The following is a 13941-nucleotide window of genomic DNA, read 5'->3' on the forward strand; positions in this document are numbered from 1 at the left end:
TTGCTTCAGGTTCTCCCCGAAGCGGGACGCGCATTCTACGCGTTTGGTTTTCAGTGTCAACATGTTTTTGAAATTATTTTCTCAAAGGTCTCGCTGAAAACCGCTTCTGATAAGGCTTTCGCCTTTTCGTACCAGGTCGTCTTTTTGACTTTCCTGTCGAAGCGGATGCGCATTGTAGGGATTTAAATCTCTGCGTCAACAGTTATTTCAAAAAAACTGTCAAAATACGTTTAACCGATTACTTTATAGACTATCAGCTCTATTTCTGCACGTTTTCTGCAGGTATAGTTTAACTAATTCTTTAAGAGTGTGTTTTTATATGACTATTAGACAGTATCAATCTATTACCCCTCATTTGGGTGATAACGTATATATCGATGAGCTGGCACTTATCGCTGGCGATGTCATTCTGGCCGATGATGTCAGTATATGGCCGTTTGTGGCTGCACGTGGCGACGTTAACAAAATTACAATAGGTGCACGATCGAATGTTCAGGATGGTACGGTGTTGCATGTTACCCGCAAAACCCCTGCAAACCCTGAGGGTTATCCGTTAGAGATTGGTGAAGATGTTACCATCGGTCATAAATGCATGCTGCATGGTTGTAAACTGGGTAATCGCATCCTGGTCGGCATGGGTGCCATTATTATGGACAATGTGGTTGTAGAAGATGATGTGTTTATAGGCGCTGGGACACTTGTACCACCCAACAAAAGATTACAAAGCGGTTATTTGTATGTAGGTAATCCTATGCAAAAGAAACGGCCCTTGAAGGAAGCCGAAATCAATTTTTTAAAACAGTCGGCTATCAACTATGTTGAACTGAAGAACGATTATTTGAAAAGCGACTCATAGAAATAAAAGCTAGCCAGTTCTTAGAGCGACCTGTACCTCTGCGGTGTCGGGTCGTTTTCCGGTCCAGACATAAAAGGCTTCTGCAGCTTGTCCGACTAACATTCCTAAACCATCGGATACCCTAGGTGCACCGTTTGTGGATGCATAATCCATAAATACGGTAGGTTGACTACCGTAAACCATGTCGTAGACAAGTTCACAATTTCCTAAATTTAACCTGCCCAAATCCGGTAACTGATTGTGCAGGCTCGCCGAGGTGCAATTCACAACCACATCGAATTTTTTGCTAGTCAGCTCATCCGTTAAGATTGCTTGCACTTCATTTCGGGAGAATTGTTCAACCAATCGTTGTGCTTTTTCACCAGTGCGGTTACTGATATAGAGTTCTTTCACCCCCGCATCCAGCAGCGGTACCACAACTCCTCTGGCAGCTCCACCGGCGCCGATTAACAGAACTGACGAGCCTTGAAGCGAGCTTACCTGTGCAATCAAATCACTTACTAATCCTATCCCGTCAGTATTGTATCCACACAACTTTTCATTGTAAAAAAGCGTGTTAACGGCTTCGGCGTATTCAGCATAGGGATCACAGTGAGCCTGCGTTAACCTGTAGGCTTCTTGTTTGAACGGCATAGTGATATTACAACCCACTGCCTGCGGATCTAAGAAAAAATCGCTTATCGATTGCGCGAAGCTTGCAGGAGCACATTCAATCTTTGTATACGAAATGATTTCGCCGCAAGATTTGGCAAACATCTGGTGTATAGTTGGTGATAAACTATGTGCAACCGGATTTCCAAATACTGCTAGTTTTTTCATGAATTTTTTTCGCTCTCTCAAAAAGAAACCCGCTACGCCGTATGACGCGATAGGGGGGCAAGTCACGACAAACGCCATTGCATCGACGTTTTATGACATCATGGAGTCAGATCCGTTAGCCGCTGACCTGATGGCAATACATCCTAAGCCATTAGCGCGAATTCGTGAAGTATTTGCTCTGTATCTCACCATGTGGCTGGGCGGTCCAGACACCTACGCCAAACAATTTGGTCACCCCCGATTACGCGCTCGCCATCTGCCGTTTACAGTTACACCTGCGCTTAAAGAACAGTGGATGTATTGTATGCGAAAGGCGATGTTCGAGCATGTAGCTGACAAAGTGCTTGCCAACCAGCTCCTGACGTCACTTAACCAACTGGCTGAGCACATGGTAAATAGCGAAGCCTGATAATTACCACTCTTTAGGCTTTAACCATTCTTCCAATGCCGCTTCATCACTGCCCTTTTCAGCAGAATGACAGTATTCCCATCGTGCCAGCGGTGGCATCGACATTAATATTGATTCTGTGCGACCACCGGTTTGCAAACCAAACAGCGTGCCCCGGTCATACACTAGATTAAATTCTACGTAACGACCGCGACGATAAAGTTGAAACTGACGCTGTTTATCACCGTAAGACATCGCTTTGCGTCGTTTTACAATCGGCAGATAGGCCTCAGTGAAGCCGTCGCCCACAGCTTGCGTAAAAGCAAACGACTGTTCAAACCCCATTTGATTAAGGTCGTCAAAAAACAGCCCACCTACTCCACGCGTTTCATCACGATGTTTGAGGTAAAAATATTCATCACACCATTTTTTGTAATCGTGATAGGTGGATTCACCAAATGGTGCGCAGGCATTCTTAGCTACCTGATGCCAATGCCTGACATCTTCTTCAAAAGGATAAAACGGAGTCAAATCAAACCCGCCACCAAACCACCAGATTGGCTTTTCGCCCGGTTTTTCAGCTATGAAAAAACGCACATTGGCGTGGGAGGTAGGTATGTAAGGGTTATGTGGATGAATGACTAACGATACCCCCATGGCTTTGAAGCTTCTGCCCGCCAGTTCGGGTCGCGATGCCGTAGCCGATGCTGGCATGGCATCGCCAAACACGTATGAATAGTTAACGCCACCCTGTTCAATGATGTTGCCATCCTTCATCACACGGGTGATCCCGCCACCGCCCTGTTCGCGCTGCCAGTTGTCTTCGACAAACCTCGCTTTGCCATCTTCGTCTTCTAAAGCAGAACATATGTTATTTTGTAATGACTGCAAATAGGATTGAACACGCTGGATAGCTTTTTCCGGATGAGCAAGTTCTTCAATATCATTTAATGGGGTCATCATTACGCTCTTATTATATTTCCCGTTGTACAATCACGAATAGTCGATGGGGAACTGTACCCTCCAGTTGCGCCCGCCACGTAATGCAACTGGCTACCGAAATACTGGTGCGCTTCATCCAGGGTTCTCGCCGGCGCTTCACCTGAAGGATTAGCACTGGTTGAAACGAGAGGCTTCTCAACCAGTCGACACAACTCAATAACAACGGGGTGGTTAGACACTCTTACTGCAATTTTTTCCTGACCACCGGTTATCCAGTCAGGTGCATTCGCCGACTTGGGTAGCAGCCATGTGATCGGGCCAGGCCAAGACGAAAAAATACTCGGACGCATATCAAGAGGGACGAGGCTGTCGTTTACGTAGGGCAATAGGCGAGAATAGGTATCTGCAATTAAGATCATTCCCTTTTCTATCGGTCTTGCCTTCAACGCCAATAATGCATTCACTGCATCATAATTGTCAGGATCACAACCAATACCCATTACCGCTTCAGTGGGGTAAACCACCAGCTTACCGTCATCAAATGCCTGCTTGAATTCAGCACGCTGTGTTTCATTCATGTTGAACTACCTGGAAAAGAATACATTGAAATTAATGGTGTAAGCCGAATTTAGTTTGGCTGTTTAAAGTCACACTTGGGTTGAGGACAGCAAACTACACCTTTTTTATCGATTAACATGGACCAACCGCAGTTTGGACACGTCCCCGCCACCGGCGGCCAGTTTACCACATACCGACATTTGGGGTACCGATCGCAAGAATAGAAGCGTTTACCATACTTGTTGGTTCGCTCGGACATTTTACCATTATGACATTGTGGACAAGATACCGTGGTGTCGGTTTTTTGTTTTAGCGGGGCGATATGTTGACAGTCAGGAAATCCTGAACAGCCAACGAACATGCCGTAACGGCCTTTCTTCACCGCTAATCCTTCACCGCACGAGGGGCATACAGAGCCATCAATTGCAGTTAAGGTTGTCGTTTGATTGTCATGCAAAGGCTTGCTGAAATGACAATCAGGGAATCCAGAGCATCCGACAAACGGACCAGACTTACTATTTTTGATATGCAGCGCCTTGCCACATTCAGGGCAAGGACCAAGTGAGTCGTCCAGCGCATGTTCCTCAGCGCTAAACAACGAGAGGTCAATTTTTGACATTTACCATAACCAGTTAATGGTAGAAATTAATGTAGCGTGCCGTCTGATTCATCAAACAACAAATCTTCCATCTGCGCGTACGCGTTTTCTTTACCTGGGACGTTAAAGAGGACCATCAACACAACCCACTTCATATCTTCCAGGCAGAATTCGTTCGAATCAATTTCCATCACCCGGTCAATAACCATCTCCCGTGTAGAAGCGTCCAATACTCCTACCTGCTCTAGAAACAGCAAGAAACCTCGACATTCAATATCCAGTCGCATCTGTTCTTCATGGGTATAAATTCGACTCAGACTGGAGTTAATATTTTTACAAAAATACGGTTTTATATCCGTTTCTTGCAAGGCAGCCAGTTTTTCAAGCCATGCCAATGCCTTATAAATTTCGTCGTGATGAAAGCCAGCACGGACTAGTTCTTCCGTTAATTCATCCTGATCAACGCGAATTTCCGTTTCGCTGTGAATAAAGTTTTCAAATAGATACATGAGGATGTCGAACATTTTTTTTACCCCTCAATTTGATGTAGCCGCCGGGTACGGCTGCTACACAACCCCGCAATTCATATTCTATAAGGGTTGCCAATACCTCTGAAACTGACAACTTGTTGCGTTCGGCAATAACGTCTACAGCTGTAACATCAAAGTCCACACTATCTAATAATTCATCGGTTGCCAAGTTTTCAGGTCGACTTTTTTGTTGCTCATCGACACACTTCAAGGTGAATTGTACAGGCAATGAAGAAAACTCTTCGATAATGTCTTCAACCTTAAATACAAGTTTTGCACCTTGTTGGATTAAATAATGACAACCTTCTGAAGTAAAATTATTGATGTTACCGGGTACAGCAAATACCTCTCGCCCCAGATCTATGGCTAAATTTGCAGTTATCAAGGTCCCACTCTTAATTGCTGCTTCAATTACCAGGGTTCCTGCTGACATTGCAGCAATGATTCGATTTCGTCTGGGGAAGTGCGCAGCCCTGGGTGGCGTACCCGGCCAGAACTCAGATACGACCGCACCACCGGATGCCAGAATATTTTCGTGTAACTCCCGATGACGGGCTGGGTAGACTTTATCAGGGCCGGTACCGGTAACTGCTATGGTGTTGGCGTGCCCGAGCATGGCCCCGTTATGCGCTGCGGCGTCGATGCCAGTAGCAAGTCCGCTCACTACCGACCACCCTCGGTCTGCTAGCTGCCAGGCAAAGTCGTGGGCGATTTGTTTTCCCCCATGGGTGCACCGCCGGCTTCCTACAATAGCGATAGAGGGGTTCGCCAACGTGTGGTGATCACCTTGCACAAATAACACTAATGGCGGTGAACTTAATTGCTTTAGCATCGCTGGGTAAGACGCGCATTCGATGCTGATCAAACGGTGGGACTCTGCAGCGGATTGCCAGTTAAGGCTGTGCTCTATACAACCCTTATCAGCAGACGCGATAAGCGTGGCCAGCTGGTGAGGAAGCGTTTTTGATGTCGTCGCAGCAGCACACCATTCGCCACTAAATAACTGCTCGAGTGTCAATGCATTTTGCGTGATCAGTTGCAACCATTCGCGCGGAGTCACGCCTTTTATAGTGGATAAGGCCAACCACTTAACTACCGCTTGCTGGTCCTTGATACTCTGTTTCATCTGCAGCCCCTATGAGATTAATCAGTCAGGGCATAACACATACGCAACTAAGGATTAGCGACGATTGCGCCTTGCTGCACACGATCACGTGCCCGAGTGATGATGCCATAACTGGCTTTTTCAAACGTTTTAAAAATGATCAACTCACCTACTTTCAACGCAGGCTGCTTAACGGTTGAGCCATCTTCAAACACACTTTTGACAACATTGCTTTCGCTGCTATAACGTGGCGACTCACTATCGATAATATCAGGGCCCTGCATGTAAATGCCCATTACGGTACCGGACGCAATTTGCTCACTGCCAATATCAACAATGACTACATCATGTTTACCGGTGAGTGAGTGCTCGTGCAGATTACCTACAATGTTGCCTCGTTGGCTGGTTGCTGCTGTCAACGCCAGATCTTTCGCATTGGTAAATTCCCCCGCGTAAAGCTTATCTCCTCGTTGTGCCTCAAAATTTGAGCCATCTACTTTCACCAGCCACTGTTCAGCGGCTTTGTCTTCCACCATGGTAGCGTCAGCCACATGGTGAACCTGAATGCCAAGTACGTTGCCTTCGAAGTCTTTAATGGTACTTTGCTTTCTAATCACGCGATACTGATCTTCAGGACGGCCCATTTTACGACTAAGCACCAAATCGCCCTCTACAAAACGCATTTCCCCTTCCTGGTTGCCCAATAGGTAAGGCAAGCGGGAGTAGCTTTCTTCAGGCAGTAATTCGTTTTGATTCACGTAGGTCGCGATGGCAGACCAAGGCAACACACTGATTGGAAGTGGCTTGGTTTCTGTGACCGTAGTGGGCGTTAATGTGAGCTGCTTTTTATTGCGGGCGACCTCTAACACCGGCTGTCCGTCAACATAGCGAATTGTCAGCACGTCACCAGGGTAAATTAGATGGGGGTTGGTAATTTGCGTATTCTTGCGCCAAAGTTCGGGCCATAACCAGGGTTTTTCCAAAAAGATACTGGCAATATCCCACAGGGTGTCATTTTTCTTTACAGTGTAGGTTTTCGGGGCTGTCGGCTTTAAATCGACTTCTTGCGCTACCGAAAAACCTGTGGCAACAATTGTTAACACAGTAAGCAGGTAAATACCTTTACTTAATAGTTTTCTAACAAAAATCATGTGTCTGTTGCCCCTTTCCTTTTTATCTGCGCTGTTGCCGCATCACATCAGTGTATAGGTTATCGATACTATACCCATAAAGCCAAAACAAAAAAATGCACGTAGGTATGGATATACGTTAGAATAGTACGCTATTAATAGGTGTAAATAGTGCTGGCAATGAGATCGTATATGAATTTATACAGTATCTCGTGAGGCTGTCTGCACTGGATAGACTACAAGTGAGATTATGGCCACTCTAGAAGTATTAAGCTTTCCGGATGAACGCTTGCGCACTGTCGCAAAACCGGTAGAAAAATTTGATGACGAACTGCAACAGTTTGTTGCAGACATGTTTGAAACCATGAAAGAAGAAAATGGCATTGGCTTGGCAGCAACGCAGGTTGATCGTCATGTTCAGGTCGTAGTAATGGATGTATCTGAAGATCAGGATTCACCGCATGTCTTCATCAATCCTGAAATTATCGACAAACAAGGCAAAGTAACCAGCGAAGAAGGCTGTTTATCTGTGCCCGGTAATTACGCCAAAGTAGACCGCGCCGAATCGGTAAGGGTTAAGGCGATGAATGAGAAAGGCGAAGCGTTTGAGCTTGAAGCCTCGGGCTTGTTTGCAATTTGTATACAACATGAGCTTGACCATTTAAAAGGCGTATTATTTGTCGATTATTTATCGCCGTTAAAACGTCAACGCATTCGTAAAAAGCTTGAGAAAGAAGCCCGTTTAGCAGCACGAGCATAAGAGTCGACGTGACCATAGCAAAAAAAATTATTTTCGCGGGAACTCCTGATTTCGCCGCCAGGCATTTAGATGCCTTAATTAAATCTGACCACCAGGTCGTTGCAGTGTACACCCAGCCAGACCGTCCTGCCGGCCGCGGCAAAAAGCTCAGCCCCAGCGAAGTTAAGAAGCTCGCGTTAGCGCATGACATTCCGGTCTACCAACCCGAAAGTCTGCGCGATCAAAAGGTGCAAGACACGCTAGCTGGGATTGAAGCTGACATCATGGTAGTGGTTGCCTATGGATTGATTTTACCCAAGTCAGTACTGGATATGCCGCGACTGGGCTGCCTGAATGTACACGGCTCTATCCTCCCGAATTGGCGCGGCGCGGCGCCAATTCAGCGAGCAATCTGGGCCGGTGACGCCGAAACGGGCGTTACTATAATGCAAATGGATGAAGGGTTGGATACTGGCGATATTCTTGATGTCGCCACTGTGTCTATTGCCGCAGATGAGACCAGCGCCAGTTTATACAGCAAGTTGGCTGAGTTGGGTCCCAAAGCACTGTTAAATGTGCTGGCCCAGCTTGAACGCCTGACCCCTGAACCGCAAAACAGTGCACACGCCACGTATGCCAAAAAACTATCAAAAGAAGAAGCTCGCATTAACTGGCACGACTCGGCCGAGCAGATAGCACGCAACATTCGTGCGTTCAATCCATGGCCTGTGGCGTGGATGCAGCTTCAAAATAACAATCTGAAGGTATGGCAGGCAACTGTGGAAGCCTCAAGTGCTAACGTTACACCAGGCACTATTGTGCGCGCTGATAAAAATGGCATCGCAGTGCAGACTGGCACTGATCTACTGGTCATTACCCAGCTACAGTTACCTGGCAAGCGACCGCTACCGGCTGCCGATGTACTTAATGCACGCGGCGACTGGTTTCATAAGGGAAGCGTTCTTAGCAGTGACAATGAATAATGAGTAAGCACCCCCTGCCGAGACAAAAAGACCTCCGGGCAGACGCAGCCTGGGTTATCTATCAGATTCTGGAAGCCGGTAAATCTTCCCGTGAATGTCTTAACGCTGCGCAACGTCGTCATTCAGCCAAGGATAGTGCCTGGTTGCAGGAAATGACCATGGGCGTTATGCGACAGTTACCCCAATTGCAGTTGTGGCTGCGTGAATTGTTGGAAAAACCGCTTAAGGGCAAAAGCAAAATTGTTGAGCATCTTCTGCTGCTGGGACTGTATCAGATTGCATTTAGCCGGGTATCGGCGCATGCGGCGGTATCGGAAACCGTGAATGCCTGTTCCACATTAGGCTGCCACGGTTTGAAAGGATTGGTCAATGCTATTCTGAGGCGCTTTCAACGTGAAAATATGGCACAGCAGTTATCTGACGATCCGGTAATTGCCAGCGGACTACCTAAATGGATCGTTAATGTCCTGCAATCACACTACACAGAGACAGAGGTGGCTGAAATTGTTGCGCAAACGAATACCGTTGCGCCTATCTGGCTTCGTGTCAATCAGCAACAAATTACGCGCACCGCCTTCATCCAGCGTCTTGATGAACAACAGGTTAAATACCAGTTGTCAGAGCAACACGCCGATGCGGTGATACTACAGTCTCGTACTGATATCCCCTCTCTGCCCGGCTATGGTGAAGGCTGGTTTTCAGTTCAGGATGGGGCCGCCCAATATGCTGCGCGATTACTGAATCCGCAGGCGGGCGAGCGTATCTTAGATTGTTGTGCTGCGCCTGGCGGCAAGACAAGCCATATCGTGGAGTTGCAGCCTGCGTTATCAGAATGTATTGCGCTTGATAACGAGCCTTCCCGCTTGGCACGGTTAACGGAAAATATGCAACGCTTGCAGCATGAGGTTACCGTGCTGGAGGCTGATGCACTGGACATACACACGTGGTGGGATGGCATCGAATTTGATCGTATTTTGCTCGATGCACCTTGCTCAGCCACTGGGGTCATTCGTCGGCATCCGGATATTCGCTGGCTACGCAAAGCCAGAGATATTGAGGCTTTGTGTATCCTCCAGCAAACAATGTTAGAAAAGTTATGGCCACTGCTAAAAACTGGCGGAACCTTGCTGTATGCAACCTGCTCAATTCTACCGCAGGAGAACCGCGAGCAAATTTCACGTTTTCTGGCGAGCCACAATGATGCTAAGTTAGAGCCAATAAATGATAACGAAACCATCACGTTACCAGGCAGACAAATCCTGCCTGGCGAACAACAAATGGATGGTTTCTACTATGCGCGGCTAGTAAAGTCGGCGTCGTGAATGAACTGGGTGTTGACTAAATAAAATGAAAATAATCATTCTTGGTGCGGGACAGGTCGGTGGGACACTTGCTGAAAATCTGGTAGGTGAAAAAAATGAAATCACGGTGATTGATTCTGACCCCGGCAAATTACGCACACTACAGGATCGATTAGACTTGCAGGTTGTCAACGGAGTGGGTTCGCACCCCGATGTGCTGCGCAAAGCTGGCGCAGAAGATGCCGATATGCTGATCGCCGTTACTAACAGCGACGAGAGCAACATGCTGGCTTGTCAGGTGGCATATAGTTTATTTAAAACGCCGACTAAAATTGCGCGTGTGCGCAGCGAACAATACATTATCTATCAGGAGCAGCTTTACAAGCAGCAGAACATTCCGGTCGATCACATTATCGCTCCGGAGCAACTGGTAACCACCTCTATCAAACGTCTGATTGATTACCCTGGCGCGTTGCAGGTGGTTGAATTTGCTGAAGGCAAAGCCAGTCTGGTGGCCGTAAAAGCCTATTACGGTGGCTTGCTGGTAGGTCATGCTCTGTCGGCATTAAAAGAGCATATGCCGAATGTGGAAACCCGTGTGGCGGCCATTTATCGTCGCGGTAAACCTATCAGACCTCTAGGCACCACGGTTATCGAGGCTGATGATGAAGTTTTCTTTATTGCCGCAACAAAACACATTCGTGCGGTAATGAGCGAACTGCAAAAGCTCGAATCCAGCTATAAACGCATAATGATTGCGGGCGGCGGCTTAATTGGTGCGGGTTTAGCCAAACGTCTTGAGCATAAACACAATGTTAAGCTTATCGAATACAGCGCCGAACGCGCGCAGTATCTTTCCGCCCATTTAGATAAAACCATCGTTTTTTGTGGTGATGCGTCCGATCCTGAACTGCTCACCGAAGAAGGTATCGATCGTGTCGATGCTTTCATCGCGGTGACCAATGACGATGAAGCCAATATCATGTCCGCCATGCTGGCAAAACGGATGGGAGCACAGAAGGCCATGGTGCTTATCCAGCGTGGCGCTTATGTGGATCTGGTCCAGGGCGGCGAAATTGACATTGCATTCTCACCACAGCAGGCTACCATTTCGGCACTGCTTACCCACATCCGTCGCGGTGATATCGTCAACGTATATTCATTGCGGCGTGGTGCGGCTGAAGCCATTGAAGCGATTGCCCATGGTGATGAAAACACGTCAAAGGTAGTAGGTAAACAGATAGGCGATGTGCGTCTACCGCCAGGCACCACAATTGGTGCTATCGTTCGCGATGAACAGGTGATCATTGCACATAGTGACACTGTGATTCAGGCTAACGACCACGTTATCCTTTTTCTGGTGGATAAAAAATATATTGGTGATGTGGAGAAACTGTTCCAGCCCAGCGCGTTCTTTTTTGGCTAAACGTACCGCTGTTAACTACGCCAGAATGTGGGCGAGAAAAGCACCAGTAGCGAGAAGATTTCTAACCGCCCAAATAGCATCGCCATCACCAGTAGCCACTTACCCCCATCACTTACATCCGCGTAGGTGACCGATACACTGCCCAGACCTGGGCCAAGATTATTCAACGTGGCGGCCGTGGCAGTAAACGCGGAGAGATTGTCCAAACCGGTAGCTATCATACCGATCATGATCACAACAAACACAATGGCGTAGGCTGAGAAGAACCCCCACACGGCTTCCACCACCTTATCTGGCATCGCTCGTTCGCCCAATTTTACTGAATATACCGCCTTAGGGTGGATCAGACGGTCGATTTCACGTTTTCCCTGCAGAAATAGCAAAAATACCCGAATTACTTTTAGACCACCACCGGTCGAACCAGCACAACCGCCGATGAACGAGGCAAAGATCAGTAGAATGGGCAGAAACGCTGGCCAGGCAGAAAAGTCGGTTGTGGCGAAACCCGCTGTTGTGCTGATAGAGATAGCCTGAATCATCGCCTGATCCAGCGCCTCTTCCGCATTGGTATAGAAGCCAGTGAGAACCAGTACCAGAAAACATATCAATATAATTGAGGCCTGAATGACGAAGAAGGCTTTGAATTCCGGGTCTTTAAAATAACCTTTGGTTGAGCGGGTGGCGGCGGCGGCATAGTGCAATGAGAAATTTAGCGCTGCTATTAATAAAAACACCGAACAAACCACATTGACCATTGGGCTGTCAAAGTAGCCAAGGCTGGCATCATGGGTTGAAAAGCCACCTATGGCTATGGTCGAAAACGCATGGCAAATCGCGTCAAACCAGCCCATGCCAGCAAACCAATAGGCTAATGTACAGGCAATGGTCAGCGACAGGTATATGTACCAGAGGTGTTTAGCTGTGTCCGCGATGCGCGGCGTCATCTTTGAGTCTTTGACTGGGCCAGGGGTTTCGGCGCGATACAGCTGCATGCCCCCTACCCCTAAAATAGGCAGGATGGCGACTGCTAATACAATGATCCCCATGCCACCGAGCCATTGTAACTGCTGACGGTAGAACTGCACCGAATGAGGTAGGAACTCAATCCCTTCAATCACTGTGGCCCCGGTGGTTGTTAAACCCGAAAACGACTCAAAAAACGCGTCGGTCACCGTCATCGACGGTTGGTTTAACAGGATAAAGGGAATTGCTCCAAAACTGGCCAGAACGGTCCAGAACAGCACCACAATCAGGAAGCCTTCCTTCGCACGCAGGTCACGTCGATGAGCCCGCTGCGGATACCAGAACCCTAAACCGGTCACTACACACATGATAAAAGTAAGAATAAAAGGCAGACCACTGCCATCTTGATAGATGACTGATACCACCGCAGGCGGAATCATTGTGACGCTAAATAGCGCGACCAGCAGTCCTAGAATTCGTACTATCGCACGATAGTGCATGTTTTTGCCTTATTTTTCTTTGATTTATCGGGCAGTTAGATTGTGTTGGTTAGTAATTTTACCACCTGATTTTACATTATGCTTGGTTACCTTTATGGAGGCAAAGAAAAAGCATCTTTTCTTTGCCAATTATGCTCAGGCCATACCTAGCACTGTCTGCACCATTTTATTAATGCCTTTGTGTGCTTCTAAAATATCTTGAGCCAGCATATATGCCGGCGTCGTCACCAGTTTAGCGTCACTGTCGATAATTATTTCTTCAACCGGACAGTTAACATGCTTGGCACCCAATGCATTAATCCCCTCTGCCGTAGCTTCATCTGTACCAATGGTTAGTTTAACTTGATTACCATATATCGACGCCGCCAGGGCCGGTGCGATACACGCATAGCCTGCAGGTTTTTTACTGTCGGCAAACTTTTTACAGGCTACAGCAACATCTTCATCTACTTTACTGTCTGCGCCATCATTAGCAAATGTACATAGATTTTTCGCCGCACCGAAACCGCCAGGTACAATCAGCGCATCAAACTCTTCCACATTTAATTCGCTCACCGGTTTAATTTCTCCGCGAGCAATTCGGGCAGATTCCACCAGCACATTACGCGACTGGCTGTTGTCTTCATTACCCGTCAGATGATCAATTACATGTAACTGCACTTTATCTGGCGCAAAACACTGGTATGCTGCGCCATGCTGCCTGATGGCCAACAACGACAGTACGGCTTCATGGACTTCTGCCCCATCAAACACACCGCACCCGCTTAAAATTACCGCCACTTTTTTCATATCACCCTCCAAGGCCTCGGATTTTCAGACTTATGCAATTTTGTTCAATTTTCAACCTTGTCTGAACAAAAAAAATATCAAAATACCTGTTAGGATTTTGATTTGGTTATGCTACATTACTTCGCTAACTTGGTAATGATAAAAATAAAGCTCGCCAAGTTATCCACAACCAAACAAATTAAAATAATAAAAATAAGGTTCTTGTTTTTAGCCGTTTATGCCTTATCTCACGCTGACTTCAGGGTTTTCACTCCTGAGGCTTATGCGCATGTAAAACTTTCTTCATAAGTTTTTAACACAGAGTTATCCACAAC

Annotated in this window: 16 protein-coding genes; 7 read left to right on the forward strand and 9 right to left on the reverse strand. The window is 47.1% G+C overall.

Annotation, left to right across the window (positions count from 1 at the left end):
- On the forward strand, positions 1–186 hold a 186-nt coding region (locus HCJ96_RS16205; RefSeq protein WP_211162803.1), incomplete at its 5' end, for a hypothetical protein.
- 133 nt (positions 187–319) lie between these two features.
- Positions 320–856 carry a gamma carbonic anhydrase family protein gene (locus HCJ96_RS11210; protein ID WP_169211162.1) on the forward strand — a complete coding sequence of 179 codons (537 nt, stop codon included), beginning with the start codon at positions 320–322 and terminating at the stop codon, positions 854–856.
- A gap of 9 nt (positions 857–865) precedes the next feature.
- Here HCJ96_RS11210 and aroE read toward each other — a convergent pair whose 3' ends face one another.
- Entirely contained in the window at positions 866–1675 is an 810-nt protein-coding gene (gene aroE / locus HCJ96_RS11215; RefSeq protein ID WP_169211163.1) for a shikimate dehydrogenase, read from the reverse strand.
- On the opposite strand from aroE, the gene HCJ96_RS11220 reads away from it, so the two are divergent.
- Positions 1674–2084 carry a group II truncated hemoglobin gene (locus HCJ96_RS11220; protein WP_169211164.1) on the forward strand — a complete coding sequence of 137 codons (411 nt, stop codon included), beginning with the start codon at positions 1674–1676 and terminating at the stop codon, positions 2082–2084. The genes aroE and HCJ96_RS11220 overlap by 2 nt on opposite strands.
- Before the next feature lie 3 nt (positions 2085–2087).
- Here HCJ96_RS11220 and hemF read toward each other — a convergent pair whose 3' ends face one another.
- From hemF to HCJ96_RS11250, 6 genes are read right to left on the reverse strand one after another with little or no spacing between them, the layout of a single operon-like run.
- The gene (gene hemF, locus HCJ96_RS11225; RefSeq protein ID WP_425483741.1) at positions 2088–3026 is read right to left on the reverse strand and encodes an oxygen-dependent coproporphyrinogen oxidase; all 939 of its coding nucleotides are present in this window, start codon (positions 3024–3026) and stop codon (positions 2088–2090) included.
- On the reverse strand, positions 3026–3583 hold the full coding sequence (gene tsaC / locus HCJ96_RS11230) for an L-threonylcarbamoyladenylate synthase type 1 TsaC (RefSeq protein WP_169211165.1): 558 nt from the start codon (positions 3581–3583) through the stop codon (positions 3026–3028). Before tsaC ends, hemF begins: the two co-directional genes overlap by 1 nt.
- A 50-nt stretch (positions 3584–3633) precedes the next feature.
- On the reverse strand, positions 3634–4182 hold the full coding sequence (locus tag HCJ96_RS11235) for a DNA topoisomerase family protein (protein WP_169211166.1): 549 nt from the start codon (positions 4180–4182) through the stop codon (positions 3634–3636).
- A gap of 26 nt (positions 4183–4208) precedes the next feature.
- A complete protein-coding gene (locus tag HCJ96_RS11240; RefSeq protein WP_169211167.1) occupies positions 4209–4685 on the reverse strand; it encodes a DUF494 family protein in 477 nt (158 codons plus the stop codon).
- Positions 4657–5817: a DNA-processing protein DprA gene (dprA, locus tag HCJ96_RS11245; protein ID WP_169211168.1), complete on the reverse strand. Its 1161-nt coding sequence runs from the start codon at positions 5815–5817 to the stop codon at positions 4657–4659. Before dprA ends, HCJ96_RS11240 begins: the two co-directional genes overlap by 29 nt.
- Positions 5818–5864: 47 nt before the next feature.
- Positions 5865–6947, reverse strand: a complete 1083-nt coding sequence (locus tag HCJ96_RS11250; RefSeq protein ID WP_169211169.1) for a LysM peptidoglycan-binding domain-containing protein — start codon at positions 6945–6947, stop codon at positions 5865–5867.
- Between the two features lie 229 nt (positions 6948–7176).
- Between HCJ96_RS11250 and def the strand changes: the two genes are divergently transcribed.
- The 4 genes from def to trkA are packed head-to-tail and all read left to right on the forward strand — an operon-like array spanning position 7177 to position 11375.
- Complete coding sequence (def, locus tag HCJ96_RS11255) at positions 7177–7686, forward strand: peptide deformylase (protein ID WP_169211170.1); 510 nt, start codon at positions 7177–7179, stop codon at positions 7684–7686.
- An 8-nt stretch (positions 7687–7694) separates the two neighbouring features.
- Complete coding sequence (gene fmt / locus HCJ96_RS11260; RefSeq protein WP_169211171.1) at positions 7695–8648, forward strand: methionyl-tRNA formyltransferase; 954 nt, start codon at positions 7695–7697, stop codon at positions 8646–8648.
- Positions 8648–9970, forward strand: coding sequence for a 16S rRNA (cytosine(967)-C(5))-methyltransferase RsmB (gene rsmB, locus HCJ96_RS11265; RefSeq protein WP_169211172.1), 1323 nt, complete (start codon positions 8648–8650; stop codon positions 9968–9970). Before fmt ends, rsmB begins: the two co-directional genes overlap by 1 nt.
- A 25-nt stretch (positions 9971–9995) precedes the next feature.
- A complete protein-coding gene (gene trkA / locus HCJ96_RS11270; RefSeq protein ID WP_169211173.1) occupies positions 9996–11375 on the forward strand; it encodes a Trk system potassium transporter TrkA in 1380 nt (459 codons plus the stop codon).
- 11 nt (positions 11376–11386) lie between these two features.
- Here trkA and HCJ96_RS11275 read toward each other — a convergent pair whose 3' ends face one another.
- Both HCJ96_RS11275 and elbB read right to left on the reverse strand, forming a co-directional pair.
- Positions 11387–12838: a TrkH family potassium uptake protein gene (locus HCJ96_RS11275; RefSeq protein ID WP_169211174.1), complete on the reverse strand. Its 1452-nt coding sequence runs from the start codon at positions 12836–12838 to the stop codon at positions 11387–11389.
- Between the two features lie 135 nt (positions 12839–12973).
- Positions 12974–13627, reverse strand: a complete 654-nt coding sequence (gene elbB, locus HCJ96_RS11280) for an isoprenoid biosynthesis glyoxalase ElbB (RefSeq protein ID WP_169211175.1) — start codon at positions 13625–13627, stop codon at positions 12974–12976.
- Between the last annotated feature and the right edge of the window lie 314 nt (positions 13628–13941).

This window comes from Alteromonas ponticola (assembly GCF_012911815.1).
GTDB classification, from domain to species: domain Bacteria; phylum Pseudomonadota; class Gammaproteobacteria; order Enterobacterales; family Alteromonadaceae; genus Alteromonas; species Alteromonas ponticola.